This window comes from Clostridium sp. TJA020 (assembly GCF_058310295.1).
Genome location: NZ_JBZEFC010000002.1, coordinates 377,837 through 400,322, shown reverse-complemented (window position 1 = coordinate 400,322; position 22,486 = coordinate 377,837). Strand labels below are relative to the sequence as shown.

The 22,486-nt window shown below is 26.3% G+C and carries 15 protein-coding genes; 13 read left to right on the top strand and 2 right to left on the bottom strand.

The window, feature by feature from the left end:
• The first annotated feature begins 9 nt into the window (after positions 1 to 9).
• The 13 genes from whiA to AC4FQ1_RS05680 all read left to right on the top strand — a co-directional run bounded on the left by whiA (position 10) and on the right by AC4FQ1_RS05680 (position 19,233).
• Positions 10 to 960, top strand: coding sequence for a DNA-binding protein WhiA (gene whiA / locus AC4FQ1_RS05740; protein ID WP_491169187.1), 951 nt, complete (start codon positions 10 to 12; stop codon positions 958 to 960).
• 36 nt (positions 961 to 996) lie between these two features.
• Entirely contained in the window at positions 997 to 4,578 is a 3,582-nt protein-coding gene (locus AC4FQ1_RS05735) for a DNA polymerase III subunit alpha (protein WP_491169186.1), read from the top strand.
• Positions 4,579 to 4,785: 207 nt separating this feature from the next.
• Positions 4,786 to 5,499, top strand: coding sequence for a DUF975 family protein (locus AC4FQ1_RS05730; protein ID WP_491169185.1), 714 nt, complete (start codon positions 4,786 to 4,788; stop codon positions 5,497 to 5,499).
• 587 nt (positions 5,500 to 6,086) lie between these two features.
• Entirely contained in the window at positions 6,087 to 7,046 is a 960-nt protein-coding gene (gene pfkA / locus AC4FQ1_RS05725) for a 6-phosphofructokinase (RefSeq protein ID WP_303127781.1), read from the top strand.
• Between the two features lie 87 nt (positions 7,047 to 7,133).
• Entirely contained in the window at positions 7,134 to 8,552 is a 1,419-nt protein-coding gene (pyk, locus tag AC4FQ1_RS05720; protein WP_303127784.1) for a pyruvate kinase, read from the top strand.
• 466 nt (positions 8,553 to 9,018) lie between these two features.
• Positions 9,019 to 10,365: a glycerol-3-phosphate transporter gene (gene glpT / locus AC4FQ1_RS05715; RefSeq protein WP_303127828.1), complete on the top strand. Its 1,347-nt coding sequence runs from the start codon at positions 9,019 to 9,021 to the stop codon at positions 10,363 to 10,365.
• Between the two features lie 92 nt (positions 10,366 to 10,457).
• Positions 10,458 to 10,826: a DUF1540 domain-containing protein gene (locus AC4FQ1_RS05710; RefSeq protein ID WP_303127786.1), complete on the top strand. Its 369-nt coding sequence runs from the start codon at positions 10,458 to 10,460 to the stop codon at positions 10,824 to 10,826.
• 121 nt (positions 10,827 to 10,947) lie between these two features.
• Positions 10,948 to 11,079, top strand: a complete 132-nt coding sequence (locus AC4FQ1_RS05705) for a hypothetical protein (protein ID WP_303127788.1) — start codon at positions 10,948 to 10,950, stop codon at positions 11,077 to 11,079.
• Positions 11,080 to 11,265: 186 nt separating this feature from the next.
• On the top strand, positions 11,266 to 12,633 hold the full coding sequence (gene rlmD, locus AC4FQ1_RS05700) for a 23S rRNA (uracil(1939)-C(5))-methyltransferase RlmD (RefSeq protein WP_491169184.1): 1,368 nt from the start codon (positions 11,266 to 11,268) through the stop codon (positions 12,631 to 12,633).
• Between the two features lie 138 nt (positions 12,634 to 12,771).
• Positions 12,772 to 13,545 (top strand): pseudouridine synthase, encoded by a 774-nt coding sequence (locus tag AC4FQ1_RS05695; RefSeq protein ID WP_303127793.1) that lies wholly within the window; start codon positions 12,772 to 12,774, stop codon positions 13,543 to 13,545.
• A 161-nt stretch (positions 13,546 to 13,706) separates the two neighbouring features.
• Positions 13,707 to 14,057: an Hpt domain-containing protein gene (locus AC4FQ1_RS05690; protein WP_303127796.1), complete on the top strand. Its 351-nt coding sequence runs from the start codon at positions 13,707 to 13,709 to the stop codon at positions 14,055 to 14,057.
• Positions 14,058 to 14,152: 95 nt separating this feature from the next.
• On the top strand, positions 14,153 to 16,957 hold the full coding sequence (locus tag AC4FQ1_RS05685) for an EAL domain-containing protein (RefSeq protein WP_491169183.1): 2,805 nt from the start codon (positions 14,153 to 14,155) through the stop codon (positions 16,955 to 16,957).
• A gap of 5 nt (positions 16,958 to 16,962) precedes the next feature.
• Complete coding sequence (locus AC4FQ1_RS05680; protein WP_491169182.1) at positions 16,963 to 19,233, top strand: PAS domain-containing hybrid sensor histidine kinase/response regulator family protein; 2,271 nt, start codon at positions 16,963 to 16,965, stop codon at positions 19,231 to 19,233.
• A 167-nt stretch (positions 19,234 to 19,400) separates the two neighbouring features.
• Here the strand turns inward: AC4FQ1_RS05680 and AC4FQ1_RS05675 are convergent, their stop codons facing one another.
• Both AC4FQ1_RS05675 and AC4FQ1_RS05670 read right to left on the bottom strand, forming a co-directional pair.
• Positions 19,401 to 21,308 carry an SH3 domain-containing protein gene (locus AC4FQ1_RS05675; protein ID WP_491169181.1) on the bottom strand — a complete coding sequence of 636 codons (1,908 nt, stop codon included), beginning with the start codon at positions 21,306 to 21,308 and terminating at the stop codon, positions 19,401 to 19,403.
• 189 nt (positions 21,309 to 21,497) lie between these two features.
• On the bottom strand, positions 21,498 to 22,220 hold the full coding sequence (locus AC4FQ1_RS05670; RefSeq protein ID WP_491169180.1) for a gamma-glutamyl-gamma-aminobutyrate hydrolase family protein: 723 nt from the start codon (positions 22,218 to 22,220) through the stop codon (positions 21,498 to 21,500).
• Positions 22,221 to 22,486: the final 266 nt, after the last annotated feature.

Sequence of the window (22,486 nt, the reverse complement as noted above, 5' to 3'; positions counted from 1 at the left end):
GATTTATAAATGTCGTTTTCATCAAAAGTTAAAGGAGAAATCTGTAGATATATTGATATAACAAAAAGAGAAGCTTTGGCAGAAATATCTGCAATTATGAAAGTTAGTGGAACGATTGCTTTTACCGGTAAGGGATTAGCATTTAGGATTACTACTGAAAATCCTTCAAGTGCAAGGCTTATATTTACTTTATTAAAAGAACATTTTGATATTCACTCTAAACTTATGGTAAAGAAGAGTAATTCCCTTAAGAAAAATAATATATATATGGTTGTTATTGATGCAGAAATGGGAGTTAAGGAACTTCTTGAAGAAACTGGGATATTAAAAGAAATTAATGGTATTATGAGTTTAGATTATACTATAGATCCTTCTTTTGTAGATACTATTGAAACTAAAAAGGCTTATATAAGAGGTGCGTTTTTAGGTGGGGGAAGTATTAGTAACCCTGAAAAAACATATCATTTAGAATTTGTAACTCATAGTGAAGAATATGCAAATGATTTATGTGCTCTTGTAAATAGCTGTGGACTTAATTCTAAAGTTATTCAAAGAAAAAATAGTTTTATTATTTACATAAAAGAAGGGGAACAAATAGTTGATTTACTTAATATATTAGGTGCACATACATGTCTTTTAGAATTAGAAAATATAAGAATCAAAAAAGAAATGAGAAATAATGTTAATAGACTTGTAAACTGTGAAACAGCAAATCTTTCAAAAACTGTTAATGCAGCAGTTAGACAAGTTGAAAGTATTAAGCTTATAAGAGATAGTATAGGACTTAAAAGACTTCCTCAAAATCTTAGAGAGATAGCTGAACTTAGACTTCAATATCCTGAGGAATCTTTAAAGGAACTTGGACAATTACTTGATCCTCCAGTAGGAAAATCAGGTGTAAATCATAGACTTAGAAAAATTGAAAAGATAGCAGAAGAGGTAAGGTCAGGTACATACTAATGGCCTTTCTCTTATATATGAAAGGAGTGTGGGTAAGTGGGAGATAAAAAATTTTGTCATTTACATCTTCACACAGAGTACAGCCTTTTAGATGGATCTGGAAAAGTTAAGAAGCTTGTAAAGAAAGCTAAGGAGCTTGGTATGGAAAGTATGGCTATTACTGACCATGGAGTAATGTATGGGTGTGTTGATTTTTATAAAGCAGCTAAGGAAGAAGGGATAAAACCTATACTTGGTTGTGAAGTTTATGTAGCTAGTAAGTCAATGCATATTAAAAATATAGATAAAGATAATAGTACAAATCACTTAGTTCTTTTAGTTAAAAATAAAATTGGTTATGAAAACTTAATGAAGATAGTTTCAGAGGCTTCAATAGAAGGATTTTATTATAAACCTAGAGTAGATCATGATTATTTGAGAAAACATAGTGAAGGGATTATAGCATTAAGTGCATGTCTTGGAGGAGAAGTACAAAAGGCATTACTTAATGATAACTATGAAAAAGCAAAAGCTGTAGCTTTAGAATATAAGGATATATTTAAAGAAGGTTTTTATTTGGAGCTTCAAAATCATGGTATGGAAGAACAAAGAAAAGTAAATGAATTAAATATAAAGCTTTCAAAAGAAACGGGGATACCATTAGTTGCAACAAATGATGTTCATTATATTGAAAGAAAAGATTCAAAATCACATGATATTTTAATGTGTATACAAACAGGAAAAACTGTTGATGACGTAAATAGACGTAGATACCCTTCTGATCAGTTTTACTTAAAGTCACCAGATGAAATGTATGATATGTTTTCTTATATACCAGAGGCTTTAGAAAATACTATAAAGATATCAGAACAATGTAATTTTGATTATGAGTTTCATGTATCAAAATTACCTAAATTCCCATTACCAGAAAATGAAGATAATCCTTATACATATTTAAGGGATACATGTTATAAAGGACTTATAGAAAGATATTCAGTATTTGATTGTATTAAAGAGGATAAATATGATTATGATAAAGTCTTTAATATGAGGGAAGAAAGTGAAGAGGCAAGAGAACTTATTGATAGACTTGATTATGAACTTGGAGTAATCAAGCAAATGGGATATGTTGATTACTTTTTAATTGTTTGGGACTTTATAAAGTATTCAATAGATAATGGAATACCAACTGGTCCAGGGAGAGGTTCAGCAGCTGGTTCAATTGTTGCATATACTCTTGGAATAACAAAAATAGATCCAATAAAGTATAGTTTATTATTTGAAAGATTCTTAAATCCAGAGAGAGTAAGTATGCCAGATATAGACTCTGATTTTTGTTATGAAAGAAGACAAGAAGTAATAGATTACGTTGTTGATAAATATGGGGAAAAAAATGTATCTCAAATTATAACTTTTGGAACAATGGCTGCAAGAGCATGTATTAGAGATGTAGGAAGAGCAATGGATTATTCTTATGCAGAAGTTGATAGAATAGCTAAAATGATTCCAACTATGCTTGGAATAACAATAGAGAAAGCATTAGATTTAAATCCAGAACTTAAATCAGCCTATGATACAGATGAGCGTGTTAAAAATTTAATTGATGTTAGTAAAGATTTAGAAGGTCTTCCAAGGCACTCATCAACTCACGCAGCTGGAGTAGTTATAGCATCAAAGCCATTAGTTGAGTATGTACCACTTCAAAAGAATGATGAAATGATAGTAACTCAATTTGGAATGACCACATTAGAAGAACTTGGTCTTCTAAAGATGGATTTTTTAGGACTTAGAACGTTAACTGTTATGAATGATGCTGTTAATATGATTAAGTATAATAGAAATGTTGATATAGATTTAGATAAAATAGACTTTGAAGATAAAGAAGTTTATAAGATGATTGGTGAAGGTAAAACAGCAGGGGTATTCCAGTTAGAATCAGCTGGGATGGTAGCTTTCATGAAGGAACTTAAGCCAGATTCATTAGAAGATATTATAGCGGGTATTTCATTATATAGACCAGGTCCTATGGCTGAAATACCTAGATATGTTGAAAGAAAGAGAAATCCTGAAAAGGTCGAGTATTTAACACCAGAGTTAGAAGATATATTAAATGTTACATATGGAGTAATGGTATATCAAGAACAGGTTATGGAAATAGTTAGAAAGCTTGCAGGATACTCAATGGGAAGAAGTGACCTTGTTAGAAGAGCTATGTCAAAGAAAAAGCATAAGGTAATGGAAGAAGAAAGAAAAAACTTTATATACGGAATAGAAGATAAAGATGGAAATATTGAAGTACCAGGATGCTTAAGAAATGGAATACCAGAAGATGTAGCAAATAAAATATACGATATGATGATGGATTTTGCTTCATATGCTTTTAATAAAAGTCATGCTGCAGCTTATGCAGTTGTTGGTTATCAAACAGCTTATTTAATGAAGTATTATCCAGTTGAAATGATTGCAGCTATGCTTAATTCAGTAATGGGAACAAGTGAAAAAGTTGCATCATATATAAAGTTTGCAGAAAGTTTAGGCATACAAGTGGTTCCACCTGATATAAATAAAAGTTATTCAAAATTTACTGTTGATGGAGATAAAATAATATTTGGTCTTGCAGCAATAAGAAATGTTGGAGTAAATGTCGTTGAAAATATAGTAAAGTCTAGAAATGATAAAGGTGAATTTTTATCAATAATGGATTTTATAAATAAATTAGATCTTGGAACAATTAATAAAAGAGCGGTAGAAAGTCTTATAAAAGCTGGAGCTTTAGATTCATTTAAAGTATATAGATCAAAGCTTTTAGCTGTTTATGAAAAAATAATGGATGGTGTTTCAGGAGAAAGAAAGAGAAATATTGATGGTCAAATTAGTTTATTTGGAATTGATGAAGAAAATGTAAGTATGCCAGAAATTAAATATCCTGATATAAAGGAATTTAATAAAAAGCATATCCTTTCAATGGAAAAAGAAATGACAGGTATATATTTATCAGGACATCCTTTAGATGAGTATGGAAAGAGTTTAAAGGTGCAAACTACAACAACTATAAGTAATATATTTAAAGTTTATGAGGCTATGGAAGAAAATATTGCTAAAGGTATAAGCTTAGATGATATGTCAAGTGAAATGCCTATAAAAGATAATCAAACAGTAATATTAGGTGGAATTTTAACAGAAGTAAATCAAAAGGTTACTAGAAACAATACAATAATGGCATTTTTAAAGCTTGAAGATTTAAGTGGAGAAATAGAAGTTATCGTTTTTCCTAGAACATTAGATAGAGTTAGAGAAAGTATAAACGAAGATGCACTTGTCACAATAAAAGGGCGTATAAGTCTTAAGGAAGATGAACCACCAAAGCTTATATGTGAAAAAATTGAAGGTCTAGAAAAAGTAGATTCAAATAAAATATATATAAGAGTAAATGATGCTAAAGAAGCAAAAATCTTAGCAAATGAAATAAAAAATAATTTTAATCAATATAAAGGTGAAACAGCAGTTTATATATTTAATAATGAATTAAGAAAAAGTTATAGACTTTCAAGAGAATGTTGGCTTGATTTAAATAGTGATTCAATAACAATATTAAAGGAAAAATTAGGTGATGATAACGTAAAGGTAGTGGAATCTTAAAATCTTTAAAAATGTAATTTAAAAATAAAAAAGATGGTTTAAGAAGTTAATTCTTAAACCATCTTTTTTATTTTTAAAACTATAAGTAAATAATATAAATCTACATAATTTTTTAATAATTAGATTAGTTTATAATATTGTTATATATAATAAATGAGTTTAATAGAATTATACAAATGCTTATATTATTTAATAGGAGGGAATTGTATGGAAAATTCGGAAATTAAGAAATTATCGAAAGAAAATCTTAAGGGGAACTGGCTTAAGTTTGTATTGGTAACTTTAGTAGTTTTTATTTTAACAGGAATTCCTGAACTTATATTTAATGAATCAAATATATCAATAGCAAATAATGTGTTAACTTTTATAATATCGGTATTAACAGGAGTATTTTCAATAAATTTATACTTAAATTTAGTTAGGAATGGTAAATTTGATATAAATAATATAACAAAAGATTTTAAAGTATATTTAAGATATGCAGGGTTTTCGTTAATATTAGGAATAGTTGTAGTTGTAATAACAATAATTTTAATTTCTATATTTATAGGAAGTATATTTAGTATTACTTTTTTTGAATATGAAATTAGTTATGTTATATTTTCACTTATTTTAGTTGCAGTATCATTAAGTTTAATGATGCTTATAATAAATATATTCTTTTTACCAGTAGAATATTTAATAGTTGATGGATTTACATTATCAGAAAGTTTGTCAAAGTCATTTAGTTTAATGAAAGGGAACAAATGGAGATTCTTTAAATTTCAATTATCATTTTTAGGTTGGATGATACTTGGAATATTAACTTTAGGAATAGGGTTACTTTGGGTAATTCCTTATTATAGTACATCATTAGCTAATTTTTATTTAATAATAAGGAATGAAAAAGATTCTTGTGAAAAATTTGATTTAAATGCATAAATAAAGTATAAATATTCAAAAATTTATATATTAAGGTAGGAAAGGTATGATAAAAATATAGATTTTCATACCTTTCTTTTGCTTTTTATTAAAAAATCTAAAAATACAGAAAATTCATTTTTTCTCTTGATATTTTATCGAAATAAGTAGATAATTGTTATGTAATAGCAAATAAAAGCTTTATAAAATATATAAAAAATAATTAATTTATAAAATAATTAATTAATAAAAAGGCAATAAAAATGCAATAATTGTATTAAAGTAATAACAATAGTCAATAATATTGAATGAAAGATAAATGAAAATTTTTACAAAAATTAAATCCAAAAAAATAATAAGATTACATATAATTTTGAATTTCATAGGGTATAATAATGATGTGGAATGATTACAACAATTCAATATAAAGAATATTGTAGAATATTTTAATATAATATCAATATATTAAAAAAATTAAACAATTTACATTGATAACATTGATAATTTTCAGCAATTTATGTACAATTATAATCGGTCATATAAACGTGGGAAGATTTATTACCGGTGGGACAAGATGTGTCCTGTTTGGTGAATAAGGAGGAGTAATCATGAAAAAGATAGCTATTTTAACTAGTGGTGGAGATGCACCAGGAATGAATGCTGCAGTTAGAGCGGTAACTAGAACAGCAATAGCAGCTGGATTAGAGGTAATGGGAGTTCAAAGAGGATATAGTGGTTTAATTAACGGAGAATTATTCACTATGGACAGAAGTTCAGTTTCTGATATTATTCAAAGAGGTGGAACAATTTTAAGAACAGCTAGATGTCCAGAATTTAAACAAGAAGAAGTAAGAAAAAAAGCAGTTAAAATCTTAAAAGCATATGGAGTAGATGCATTAGTAGTAATAGGTGGAGACGGATCATTTACAGGAGCAAAGCTTCTTTCTAAATTAGGAATTAAAACAATTGGTCTTCCAGGAACAATTGATAATGATTTAGCTTACACAGATTATACTATTGGATTTGATACAGCATTAAACACAGTATTAGATGCGATTAATAAGATTAGAGATACTTCAACATCTCACGAAAGAGTTTCAATAGTTGAGGTTATGGGAAGAAATTGTGGAGACTTAGCTTTATACGCTGGTTTAGCAGGTGGAGCTGAAGCAATAATAGTTCCAGAAAAAGGATTCGATAAAAATGAATTATGCAAAACTATTCTAGAAGGAAGACAAAGTGGAAAGATGCACAATCTTGTACTTTTAGCAGAAGGAGTAGGTGGAGCTTTCGAATTAGCTAAAGAAGTTGAAGAAGTTACAGGAATGGAAACAAGAGCAACTGTTTTAGGACATATCCAAAGAGGTGGAAGCCCAAGTGCTTTCGATACAATATTAGCTTCAAAAATGGGATCAAAGGCAGTTGAAGTTTTACAAGAAGGAAAAACTTCAAGAGTTATTGGAATAGTTGATAATAAAATAGTAGATATGGATATCGACGAAGCTTTAGCAATGGAAAGAAAATTTGATGAAAAGACTTATGAAATTGCAGAAATAATTTCAAAATAGTTTTAAATAATAAATTAATAATGCTATAAATAAATTTTTATATATAGATTTTGGGTAATTACAAAAAAAGAGGGAGTGTTATTTCGAATGAAAAAGACTAAGATGATTTGTACAATAGGTCCAGCTAGTGAAAATGAAGAAATATTATCACAAATAATCCAAGCTGGAATGAATGCTTCAAGACATAACTTTTCACATGGAGATCATGAAGAGCATGCAGGAAGAATAAAAAAAGTTAAGGAATTAGCTAAAAAATTCAACAAAGAAATAGCTATCGTTTTAGATACAAAAGGACCAGAAATAAGAACTGGAAACTTTGAACCAAGCAAGCTTGAACTACAAAAAGGTTCAGAATTCACTATATATGTTGGTGAAGAAGTTCTTGGAGATGCAACTAAATGTTCAGTAAGCTACGATGGATTAGCTAATGACGTTAAACCAGGAAACACAATCTTAATAGATGATGGTTTAGTTGGATTAGAAGTTAAAAAGGTAGAAGGAAATAAAGTAATCTGTGAAGTTATGAACACTGGATTAGTTGGAAGTCACAAAGGAGTTAACGTTCCTGGTGTATCAATAAAATTACCAGCTTTAACTGAAAAAGACGAAGCAGATTTAAAATTCGGTTGTGAAATCGGAGTAAACATGATAGCTGCATCATTCGTAAGAAAAGTTGAAGACGTAAGAGCAATCAGAAAAGTTTTAGATGAAAATGGTGGAGAAAACATCCTTATCTGTCCTAAGATAGAAAACCAAGAAGGTGTTGACAATATAGATTCAATAATAGCTGAATCAGATGCTATTATGGTAGCTAGAGGAGACCTTGGAGTTGAAATTCCAATAGAAAACGTACCAGCAGTACAAAAAATGATCATTCAAAAATGTAACAAAGCTGGAATCCCAGTTGTTACTGCAACACAAATGTTAGATTCAATGATCAGAAACCCAAGACCAACAAGAGCTGAAGTTTCAGATGTAGCTAATGCTATATTAGATGGAACAGATGCAATAATGTTATCAGGAGAAAGTGCTAACGGAAGCTATCCTGTAGAAGCTGTTAGAACAATGGCTAAGATTGCTGAAGAAACTGAAAAGCAATTAGAATACAAAGTTGCAACTTCAACAGCAACTCATCATGTTCCTGCAATATCAGGAGTAATAAGCAGAGCTACTTGTAATGCTGCTAATGAATTACAAGCTGCTGCAATAGTTTCATCAACTCAAAGTGGAGCAACTGCAAAGAGATTATCACAATGCAGACCAGAATGCCCAATATTAGCAATTACTCCAAGCGAAATTGTTGCTAAACAATTAGCTTTCTCATGGGGAGTATATGCAATGGTTTCAGAAAGAATGGAATCAACTGATGAAATGATGGAAAAATCAACACAAATAGCTAAAGAAAACGGATTTGTTAAAGCTGGAGATACAGTAGTTATAGCTGCTGGAGTACCAGTTGCAGAAGTTGGAGCAACTAACTTAATGAAAGTAACTGTTGTAAAATAGTTTAATTTATATAAGTTAATTAAAAATAACCTTTAGATTTATTTCTAAAGGTTATTTTTTATGAAAATATTTAAATTTATAAAAAAATATAATAAAGTATTGTATATTATTTATAAGATATGTTAAAATTATAAGATGTATCTAAAGTAAAGATTATTATTGGCAACTGATTCTATTGCACCCTTAGTGGTGCTAATTTTTTTAAAAAAATGAACAAAAAGTAAAACTTTAAGTTTTACTTTTATAACTATTGTAAATGTTTACTAAAAATATTATTATAAAATTAGAGATAGCGCTATCTTGAATTTTTTATACTTTAATCAAAATTTAATACATGGTACAGAGATTTAGAGAGTAGACCACAATTAGTATATTAAAAATATACTTTTGTGGTATTTTTTTATTTTCTGACATCGTAGGGGGGACAAGAGATATGTCAAACTTTTCAAAAGTTAACAAAGCAGATATGACAGTAGATTTATCTAATCAAACAAGAGATATATTAGGATTTTTAAAACCTGCTAAACCAATAGCTAGGTTGCCAAAGGATAAAATAGATTCTGCATATAAAAGGTATAGAATTCAAGTATTTATTAGTATATATATAGGATATCTAACTTATTATTTTGTAAGAAGTAATTTTTCATTAGCAAAAGCTTACTTAGTAGATCAAGGGTTTACTAAGCTTCAATTAGGATTTGTAGCATCAGCACTTGGAATAGCATATGGAATTAGTAAATTTGTTATGGGAAATGTTTCTGATAGATCAAATCCAAGGTATTTTTTGGGAATAGGACTTATTTTATCAGGTATAGTAAATTTCTTCTTTCCAATTACATCAAGTATAACATTAATGTTTATATTAATGCTTGCTAATGGTTGGGTTCAAGGAATGGGTTGGCCACCTTGTGGAAGAACAATTACTCACTGGTTTTCAGATAGAGAACGTGGAGTAAAAATGTCAATTTGGAATACTGCTCATAATGTTGGAGGCGGACTTATAGCAACAATAGCAGTAATTGGTGTTTCAATGTTTGGTAGCTGGAAAGGAATATTCTATTTACCAGCAATAATTGCAATTATAATTGGAATTCTTTATATGATATTTGCAAAAGATACTCCTCAATCAGTTGGATTACCACCTATAGAGGAATATAAAAATGATTATCCAGAAGTTCAAGTTGATGATAGAGAAAGAGAATTATCAGCAAAAGAAATATTATTTAAGTATGTATTTACAAATAAATATTTATGGGCAGTAGCTTTGGCAAATATTTTTGTATATTTAGTTAGATATGGAGTTATAAACTGGGTTCCAACATATTTAGAAGAAGTTAGAAACTTTAGTATGAAAGAATCATCAGTTGCATTTGCACTTTTTGAATATGCAGCAATACCAGGTACTATAATAATTGGATGGCTTAGTGATAAGGTATTCCATGGAAGAAGAGCACCTCTTGGAGTATTCTGTATGATTGGTGTATTTATCGGGGTGTTTATATATTGGAAGAGTTCAAATCCAATAATTATAAATTGTGCTTTAGCTTCGATTGGAGCTTTAATATATGGACCAGTTATGTTAATTGGAGTAAGTGCATTAGATTTAGTTCCTAAAAAAGCAGCAGGAACAGCAGCTGGTTTTACAGGTCTTTTCGGATACATGGGAGGACAAGTGTTAGCAGAAGTTGCTATGGGTGCTGTTGTTGATAAGTTTAATTGGGATGGTGGATTTATACTACTTATGGCATCATGTATATTAGCAATAGTATTCTTAGCATTTACTTGGAATGTTCATGATAGATCAAAAGCTTAATAGTAAATGTTATCAATTAAAAATTCTATATAAATAAAAGAATATTATCACACTCCTTGCAAATAATATAACTTAAGGGAGTGTGATAATTTATGAATACAACATTAGGATGTTCAGTTCATAGTTGTATAAATAATGAATGTGGGCTTTGTGGAGCAGAATATATTCTTATTGAAGGAGAAAATGCTTACACATCAAGTCAAACATATTGTAGTAATTATAGAGAAAAATCAATAATAAATGGATTTAAAGCTTTGGGGAATACTGATTTTATTGGAGAAATAATGCAAATGGTTAATGATGGTAGTGATATAAAACTTAGTCCAACAGTTTCTTGCAATGCAAAATCTTGTTTTTATAATGGAAATGGTAAGTGTGAAGCTAGAAACTTAATAATAACTAAAAACACTGAAAGAAATGATGTGTTAACTCAATGTGAAACTTTTATAGAGTCATATTAAATATTTTTTATACTATAAATAAAATATTTAATTTATCAATTAGTTAAAACAATAATTAATAAAAATCATAATATATAATAAAACAACATATCTCCATAAATAATTTGCATGAGGTGGATAAATGAAAGATAGTATTTCTTTAGGTTTTTCTTATAATGAAAAAAAAGTTAAAAGCTTATTAGGACTAGGATTAGTTATTGTTGTTACTTTTAGTGGTATATTAATTACATCTATTGCAAACAAAATTAAATAATTATAAAGAGCTGTCAAATGAAAGTTTGACGGCTCTTTATATTATAGAAATTAATTTTAAGCTTAGAAATTTTATTTAGAATATGAATTAATTTGATAAGAGGGTTATATCAATATTTATACAACTTTTATATAACTTTATGATATAATAAGTCGGTATTACATGTTAGGAAAAAGGTGAAACGATATGGTTATAAAAAACAAAGAGTACACTTTAGATATATTGTCACAAGGATATGAAGGTGAGGGAATTGCTAAGGTAGAAGGATTTCCTATATTTATTGAAGGAGCTTTAAAGGGAGAAAAGGTTAAGGCTTTAATTGTTAAGGTTAAAAAAAATTATGCATATGGCAAATTATTAGAAGTTATAGAAAAATCTCAAGGCAGAGTAGAAGCAAGATGTGAAAACTTTAAAAAATGTGGTGGGTGTAAAATTCAACATATGAATTATAAAACACAACTTGATTTTAAGTATGAGAGAGTTAAAGATTGTATAAAAAAAATCGGTGGTCTTAATGAAGATATAGTAAATTATCCTATTGGTATGAATGAAAATCCATATAATTATAGAAATAAAGTTCAATTGCCTGTAGGAATGGTTAATGGGAAATTATCAATTGGATTTTATGCACCAAGAAGTCATGACATAATTAATATAGATAGATGCTTTATTCAGGAAGATGATTCAGATAAGATAGTGAAAATCTTTAGAGATTGGATGGAAGAAAACAATATAAAACCAGCTTTTGTTGATGGTAAATTTAATAAAGAAGGTTTTTTAAGACATATAATGATAAGAAAAGGCTTCAAAACAGGAGAGGTTATGGTTGTCTTAGTTACAACTAGAAAAGAATTAAAAAATATAAATGAGCTAATACAAAAGTTAGAGTTTAAAATTAAAGGTTTAAAAAGCGTTATACTAAATGTAAATAAAAAAGATACAAATGTAATACTTACACCTGAATGTTATACGTTATGGGGAGAAGATTGTATTACTGATTACATTGGAAACTTTAAATTTAATATATCACCTCTTTCATTTTTTCAAGTTAATCCTGAACAAACAGAAGTACTGTATGGAAAAGCACTTGAATATGCAAACTTAACAGGAAATGAAACGGTATTTGACGCTTACTGTGGTACAGGTACAATAACACTATTTTTATCACAAAAAGCAAAGAAAGTTTATGGAGTTGAAATAGTTGAGCCTGCAATAGTAAATGCTAGAGAGAATGCTAAAAAAAATAATGTTGATAATGCAGAATTTTTTGTTGGTAAGTCAGAAGAAGTTATACCAAAGCTTATAGAAGATGGAGTTAAAGCTGATGTTATAGTAGTTGATCCGCCTAGAAAGGGTTGCGATAATAAATTACTTAATGCTATAGGTGAAGTAAAGCCAGAGAGAGTCGTATATGTATCATGTGACCCAAGTACTTTAGCTAGAGATTTAAAGGAACTTGATATATTAGGATATAAAACTATAGTGGTACAACCAGTTGATATGTTTCCACATACAGCACATATAGAAAATGTTGCATTATTAGAAAGAAAATAATTTTGATAGAAATACTTATAAATTAAATATATTTTAATGGAAGAATATTAATATATATTCTTCCATTTTTATTAATAATTACAATTATGTTTATTTAGAGGTTAATTATAATTTAAAGAAAGAGAATTAGATAATAGAATGAGATTAGATAAATTTTTAGCACAGTCATCAATTGGAAAGCGTAAAGAAGTTAGAATTTATATAAAAGAAGGAAAGGTAAGAGTTAATGAAAAAGTAGTAACAGTACCTGCAATTAATATAGATGAAAAGATAGATAAAATAGAATATCTTAATAATGTAGTAGAATATTCAGAAAAGGTATATTATATGTTTAATAAACCTTCTGGGTGTATTACTGCAAAGATAGATAAAGAGCATAAAACTGTATTTGAATTTTTAAGTGAAGAAGATAAAAAAGGAATATTTCATGTTGGAAGGTTAGATAAAGATACTGAGGGTTTATTATTGTTCACTAATGACGGAGATTTTGAACATAAGTTAATGCATCCAGAAAAGCATGTATGTAAAACTTATTTCTTTTGGGCATTAGGTTCTTTAAGTAATGAAAATATAAAAAGCTTAGAAAATGGAGTTAATATAATAAAAGGTAGAGTTTTAACTAGACCTGCTAAGGTGAAAATTAATGATTATGGCTTATTTAAGGATTTTGAAGATGAACTTAAAAAGTTAAATATAAATTTAAAAAATTACAATCAATCCGTTGTTTCAGGATATATTACTATTTCAGAAGGACGAAAGCATCAAGTGAAACGTATGCTTAAAGCAGTTGGATGTAATATTTTATATTTAAAGAGAATTGCTATAGGAGAAGTAGTGTTGGACACAAAATTAAATTTAGGTGAATATAGACATTTAACAGAAAAAGAACTTCAAAGTTTGTTTAGTATTTAATATAATTATTATAATAAAATTAAGAAAGTAGAAGTTTTAAAATTTATTATATATTGAATTGGTATTGTTTTGATTTGATATATCTTTTAATTACATAATGTTTATAAATTTATTTAACACAAGTATCATTTAATTATAATATAAAATGGAGATGATTTATTTTGAATTTTGATGATGGATTAGAGAAATTAGGAATAAATAAAGGGGAAATAATAAGTAGATTTGCGAATAATACTAATTTAGTTGAAAAGTTTATAAAAGCTTTTCTTAAGGATAATACATATTATGAATTAAAAGAAGCTGTTGATAATTTAGATTATAAAGAAATAGAAATAAAAGCACATACATTAAAGGGAATATCTTTAAATCTTAGCTTTCATACATTATTTTTATTATGCACAGAACTTGTAAATGATATTAGAGCTCACAAATACAATAAAATAAAAGAACTTTTTTTAGATATAAAAAATGAGTATGAAAGAATTTGTAAAATTATATCAAGTATAAATTAATCTTGGAATTAATAATTAAATAAAAATTTATTAAATTAGTGAGGTGTATCTGTTATATTATAAGAATGTAAAAATTAAAAATGGGGGATAATTTTATGAAAAAGAAGGGACATATTCATAATAATTTAAAAAGATATAAAGAAATAAATGAATATCTTAAAGAGAAATATGATTCTTCAAGTGAATTTTATAAACAGTTATTAGATGAGTATATATATTCTAATAATGAGTTTGATATAGATGAAATTAAAAAACATGAATTATATTTAGAATCGCAAGTTGAATTGGATTCATTAAATGAATTATACAATAAAATGAAAATAGAAGATTTTATAAATAATCAATTAGTTATTAAAGAAAATAATGAAACAAAATACGCTTTTATTTTATTAGATATTGATAACTTTAATAAGATAAATAAAAAATATGGACGAATGTTTGGAAATGAAACTTTAAATAAGGTAGAGTTAAAATTAAAGTCATTAGTTAGAGATAATGATTTTATTTCAAGGGTTAGTGGAGATGAATTTATTATTTTTATTAAGGATATTAAAAATAAAAATGATGTTTTAATAAGAGCTTATGAAATATGTAAAAGTATTAATTTAATATTTTTTTATGATTTTCCAGAACTTCATGTTTCTTGCTCATGTGGAATTTCAATAGCAAAGGAACATGGAAACAGCTTTAATGAGCTTTATAATATATCATATATAGCTCTTACAGAAGCTAAGAAGTTAGGAAAGAATTGTTGTAAAATTTATGGTGAAGAGAGTATAGATATAAATAACAAAAGTTTTAATGAAAACATAAATAATAAAATTTTGATTGTTGATGATATAGATATAAATAGAGAAATTTTAAAGAGTATTTTTTCAGATGAATATGAGGTTTTAGAAGCGGAAAATGGACAGGTGGCTTTAGATATTATAAAAGAGAAAGGTAACGAGATTTTAGCTGTAATTTTAGATATAATAATGCCTATTAAAAATGGATTTGAAGTTATGGCTGAAATGAAAAATAATAATTTAATTAATGAGATACCTGTTATTGTTGTTACTATGATTGATGAAACGGAAAATGAGGTTAAAGCTCTTGAAATGGGTGCCGTTGATTTAATTGTTAGACCATATAATTCAAAAGTTATTAAAGAACGTATAAGAAATGTTATAAGTAGAAAAGAGCTTAGTAAAATAAAATATCAAAACAAGATATTAAAGGAGCAAAATGAAACTGCTGAAAGGTATCGTATAATAGTTGAACAAACAGGGGCTATAGTTTATGAATGGAACCCAATAGATAGAACATTTTATAGTTCAGCAGGAATTAAAGAATTTCTTATAAGTACAACTAAGCCATATTTAGTTTTTTCAGGTAAAGATACTTGTTGTAAGTATTTTCATCCAGAAGATTATGGGATTATATTAAATACATATTTTAGAGATATCTTAGAGGGTAATGGTAAAACAATTGTTACTGTACGATTAAAAAAACTTGATGGATCATTTGTATGGTGTGAGATAACAATTAATTGTGTAAAAGATGATGACAACAATATACAACGTATAATAGGTACAATAGCTGATGTTGATGAAAAAATTAAATCAGAACAAAAGCTTTTATATATGGCTAAATATGATGAGTTAACTGGAATATATGATAAGGATGAATTTTACAGATCAACTTTAGATATGATTAAAAAAAATAATCAACTATCATATGCAGTAATTGTTATGAATATTTCAAAATTCAAGGTTTTAAATGATATATTTGGCTTAAAAGCTGGAGATAAGTTATTATGTTTTATAGCAAATTATCTAAAGACAAACTTAGTTGGAGATGTAAGGTTTGGAAGACTACAAGCTGATAGTTTTGCAATGTGCGTTCCAGCGGATGAGAAATTTATAATTAATTTAATAAAAGATATAGAAAAGAATATATCTATATATCCATTGGATTTTAATATAATAGTTAATTTTGGAATTTATTTAGTAGAGAAATATGATGAATGTGTAAATTTAATGTGTGATAAAGCAAATATTGCATTATCTACTATTAAAGGAAATTATGTAAAAAGATATGAATTTTATGATAGTAAAATGCGTAGAGATTTAATTAAACAACAAGAGTTAATTAATGATGTTAAGTTAGCAATGCAAAATGGAGAATTCAATATACATATACAACCTCAAATAGAATATAAATCAGGTGAAATTGTTTCAGGTGAGGCATTAGTACGTTGGAATCATAAAACTAAAGGAATGATTCCACCAAATGTTTTTATAAATTTATTTGAGGAAAATGGATTTATTACAAAATTGGATATGCATATATGGGAATGTACTTGTAAATTAATAAGAAAATGGATTGATAATGGTCAAAAAGTAGTACCTATATCAGTAAATGTATCAAGAATAGATATATTTAATTTAAATTTAAATGATCATTTCAATAAACTTATTAAAAAATATAATTTACCTAAAGGAGTTTTGGAATTAGAGATTACAGAAACAGCTTATATGGAAAACTCTGTACAACTTATTGAGATTGTAAATAAGTTAAGGTCAGATGGATTTAAGGTTCTTATAGATGATTTTGGTAGTGGATATTCTTCATTAAGTATGCTTAAAGATATTGAAGTAGATATATTAAAATTAGATCGTAGTTTTATTCAAGATGCAAATGTTAATAAAAGAAGTGAAAAAATTTTAACTGCTATAGTATATATGGCAAATGCATTAAAAGTACCTATTATTGCTGAGGGAATTGAAACAAAGGAACAAGCGGAATTTTTAGGGAAATTAGGTTGTGACATAATACAAGGATACTATTATTCTAAGCCACTACCTATAGATAAATTTGAAAATTTACTAAATAGCCAAAAACTAATAGGAGATTAATTTATATGAGAAAAAGAAAGGAAGGATATGAAAAACGAATAAAAAATATAACAATTATAAGTAATATTATAATTATAGTTTTATTAATTATGTTTTTTATATTCTTTATTAGGTCTATAAATGGACTAAAAAAACAAATAAACTATATTTTTTATCATACATTTAATGTATCATCTAGTGTAAATAAAATAAGTAGTAATTTAAATAATATTGGGGTAGGTGTATCTAAGTTATCAAATTTAACTAACGAAGATGATTATAAAGATATAAAGTTAAGCATAGATAAAGATAAAAATAATATTAAAAATGAACTTAAGTACATAAAAGATAATTATTTAGGTCCTTATAAAGACTATGAAGAATTTTACAATAGTATAATGCAAGTAGAAAGTAAGTTTGATGAAGTTTTTAAAGGTGCTAAATATAACAATGGTGATTGGATTAAAAAAGAACTTGGTAAAAAGGTATGTCCGTTAGTTACTAAGTATAATAAAAAGGGATATGAAATTATTGAAAATGCTCAAAAAAAATGCTCAGAATTAAATGAATACTATGAACATATAGATAATGTTTTGGTTATTGGATTAGTTATAATTGCTTTATTTATTCTAATAGTTTCTACAGTATTTAAGAAAGCTATAAAGTCAATGAATAAAAAAGTTTATGATGGTTATGAAATATTAAGTGTTCTTTCAAAAACATTAGATGCTGTATTTATTGTTTTTAATTTAAAGGATAAAAAGAAGGAATTTATTAGTTCAAATAGTTTAAGAGTTCTTGGAATAAATAATATTGAAATAGAAAAAGATAAATTTTCATTTATTAACTTAATTCATCCAGATGAAAGAGAAGAAATAAAAGAATTGCTTGAAAATGCTAATCAAGAAGAACCTTTAGAAAAAGAGTTTAGATTTTATAAAAATAATGAATTAGAGCCTATATGGTTAAGACTTAATATATTCCCTGTAAAAGATAATTATGATTCTAAAAGTAATGTATCTAAATATATAGTAACTATTAGTGATCAAACAGAAGAGAAGAAAAAGAAGCAAGCACTTAGTGATGCTTTAAGATTAGCTCAAGATGCTAATCGTGCAAAAGGTGATTTTCTTGCTAATATGAGCCATGAATTAAGAACTCCTATGAATGGAATTATAGGTATGACAACATTAGCTAAAACAAACATAAACAATACAAAAAAGGTAGAGCAATATTTAGATAATATATCTATTTCTTCTAATCATTTAATGATGTTAATTAATGATATTCTTGATATGGCAAAAATAGATAACGGAAAAATGTACATAACACATGAATTATTTGATTTTAACGAAATGATAAATGATGTAAATTCTATGATATATCAACAAGCTATAAAAAAAGAATTATCTTATAATGTGAAAATGACAAATATAGTTTATAAAAAGATTATTGGCGATTTTATGAGAACAAAACAGATACTTATAAATATTTTATCAAATTCAGTTAAATACACTCCTTCTGGTGGAAATGTACTTATGGAGATTAGTCAAATTCAAAGTGGAGATAAACTAAAAGTTAACTTTACAATAAGTGATAATGGAATTGGTATGAGTGAAGAGTTTTTAAAAAATTTATTTAAACCATTTGAAAGAGGTAGTAATATAAGTAATAAAAATATAGAAGGTACAGGTCTTGGACTAGCTATTACAAAAAATCTTATAGCATTACTAGATGGAACAATTAGAGTTCATAGTAATTTAAATAAAGGATCAAAATTTGTAATTGAATTGCCTTTTGATATTGATAAAAATTATAAAGTATCAGTAAATGACTTGCAAAATAATAAATTAAATACATTTAGTAATAGTAATATAAAATATTTATTAAAAGGAAAGAGATTTCTTTTAGCAGAAGATAATGATTTAAATGCGGAAATTGCGATATCATTTTTAGAGCAAGCATCTGCTAAGGTAGAACTTGCGAAAAATGGGAAAGAAGTTTTAAAAAAGTTTTTAAAATCACAAAAAAATTATTATGACTGTATATTAATGGATATACAAATGCCATTGATGAATGGATATGATGCAACTAGAGCTATAAGAAATTCGATACACGATGATGCAGAATCTATACCTATAATTGCAATGACAGCAGATGCTTTTGAAGAGAATATTACAATGTCATTAGAAGCAGGAATGGATGGGCATATATCTAAACCAATAGAGATAAACGTATTATATAATACTTTAAAGGAAATACTTATAAATAAAAAAGAAGGAAAATCTAATAATTAATAGAGAAATTTAATTTGATATAAAGTTATACTATTTTATTATTTAAAAATATAAGATTTAAATAATAAAATAAATTACAAAATTTAATTTATAAACTATATGAAAAATAGACTTTTTAAGATTTTATTTTAACTTAAAAAGTCTATTTTAAAATATAACAGAGAAAATTATTTACTTATATATTGTCCAAAAACCCAACCAGTATGTCCATTATAATTTACTTTATACCATCCATTTGAACTACCTAATACAGTAACGACTCTATTATTAGGTATAGTTAATATACAACTACTATGAGTAGTATTAGATGTTCTTAAATTTAATCCTGAGCGAGCAGTTATTCTAGCTTTCTTCATGCTTTTGTTTTCGTTATTAGAAGATGATGATTCTATGAAATTAGAATTTACTCTTACATAGTCTTTAGAAACATAAGCGTGTCCACCTCTATATTCTATTTCATAGAAGTTACCTTTTGAACCTGTGATAGTAACTTTATTATTTCTTTTTAAAGAACCGATTATTCTTGAATTAGTTGAAGCACCACTTCTAATATTTAAATAACTATTAACATTAACAGTACCAGTTTTCTTATCTGTAGAATTATTTGATTTTTTAATTTCTTTACTAGGTGATATATTTTTCTTAGTTTCTGTATAAGTTGAATTTATTCTTACATAATCTTTAGAAACATAAGCATGTTCACCTCTATATTCTATTTCATAGAAGTTACCTTTTGAACCTGTAATAGTAACTTTATTATTTCTTTTTAAAGAACCGATTATTCTTGAGTTAGTTGAAGCACCACTTCTAACATTTAAATAACTATTAACATTAACAGTACCAGTTGATATTTTCTTAGCTTCAGATTGTATAGCTGCTTGTTTTTTAACTTCAGATTTAATATTTATTTTTTTAGTTGTATCTGTTTTTACTGATTTATAGTTTTTTACATAGTCTGAATAAACATAAGCTGAATCACCATTATAATTTATTCTATAAAAATGATTATCTAATCCTGTAATATCAACTTTAGTATTATTTTTTAATGCTCCAATTGCTTTTGATTTAACTGAAGGGTTACTTCTTACAGTTAAATAAGTATTTACTCTTACAGTACCTTCAGCTATTTTAGGATTAGTTTTACAATTAGATTTTTTAGGGCTAGTTTTATAAGCAGCCTTTTTAGCTTCTTCTTTTACATATTCATAGAAATGAGAAGTTGCAGTTATATTTTTTCCATCATATAATCCTCTTTCATGATATATATTATTATTAAATAATGCCTTTTGATTATCAACAACATAAGCTAATGTATGTTCTTCATTAGCCCATCCCATAAAAATATATGCATGCATTTCTCCAGCAAAACATACATCACCAGGTTCTAATTGGTTTAAATTAGTTACTTTTTTCCATCCAACATTTTTTAGTGCTTTTTCTAAATTAGTTGTATATCCAGTCTCTTCAGGAATATTTACTCCAACACGTCTTAATGCTTCTGAAGCAAAGTAAACGCAGTTGTTGCTAGTAATACCATTATGAAGTTTTACAGCTTTTACATCAACAGATTTTTGATGTTCTGGATCCATCATATAATAATATAAATTTTCTTGAACTTTTGAATGAAATTTTGGTTTTACTGCAGATGATATTGTATTTTCACTTGAGGCTTTAACTGGTGAGTTTACTTTATTAGAATCAATTTTTTTTGTTTCTGAAGAAGATGTAGTATTTATATCTTTTTTTACTTTTTCTTCAGATTTTTTATCAACAGTATTTTTACTTTTTATAGTTTTATTTTCTGTTTTTTTGTCTTTAGTAGTTTCAGTATTTTTTGTTACATTATTATCAGTTTTCACTTCTTTATTGTTAGCTTTAGAATTAGAATCTTTTACATCTTTTTTAACTTCTGATTGATTATTAGAATCTAAAGCTTTTGAAGTGATATTTGTATTACTTTCAATTTTTTGTGTACTCATATTATCGGCAGATGCCGTTAATGAAGATGAATACAATAATGAGCCTGTAGAAATTGCACTTGCAATTAAAAACATAGCTATTTTCTTACTTTTCATTATTAATCCCCCTAGTTTTCTTTTGTATATTTATCAATTAATATTTTACAATAAAATTACTTTGCAAAATGTTAATAAATTATAAATAAAGAAAAAAAAACAATATATAACAAAAAATAGATAGAGATATAAAGTGTTTTATAATATTGTTATATTAAAAGTATTTTAATATAAATTAATAGAATTATATTATTTGCAACTGTTTATGAATTTTTTAAATAAATTAAGCATTTTTAAATCTTTTAATGCGAGAATTTCAGGATGCCATTGAACCCCTATAACAAATTTTTTATTAATCATTTCTATAGATTCAATAACACCATCTGGAGCATATGAAGTGGCTTTAAAACAATTACTAAGTTTATTAATACATTGATGATGTCCACTATTAACAATATATTTATTTCCTAATAAAGAATTAACTAAACTATTATTTATTGTTGTTATAAGATGAGTTTTTTCACCTAAATAGTTTTCTTGATTATGCTTAATATGATTTTTATTAAAATAAGATATATCTTGATATAATGAACCATAACAAACTACGTTTAATAATTGCATACCTCTACATATTCCAAGTATTGATTTATTTAAATTAATAGCTTTTTTAGCCAATGTAATTTGATACCAATCCATTAATTCGTTTGATTTATTTTGAAGAGGTTTTGGGGATTCACTATAATAAAGTGGATTTATATCTAATCCTCCAGGAAATAAAAAACCATCACAAAGATTTAATTGATAATTTAATACGTCAAGGTTTTTTGTTGCTGGTAAAATAATTGGCACACCTAAAGCATTTACAATAGACTTAGAATAATTATTGTTATTGTAATCATAATTATCTCCAATAAAATAAGTTCTTTTATCAGTAGATATAGAACTAGGTATTCCTATTATAGGTCTTTTCATAATAATCACCTCAACATAAAATAGAAAAGAACTTTTATAATATTATATTCTTTATATAAAAAGTTGATAAATTTAGTTATATATTTAATTTATAAAAATTAAATTAAAAAATTAAGGGTAATATAAATTTTATATAATTAAGAATTTTATTGTTTAAGTTTAATAAAATATAAATAGTTTGATTATTAAAAATCTTAAGTAGTATATAAAAACAATTAAAGAGAATAATAAAATAAGGAGTAATTTAAGATATTAATCAACTTAGG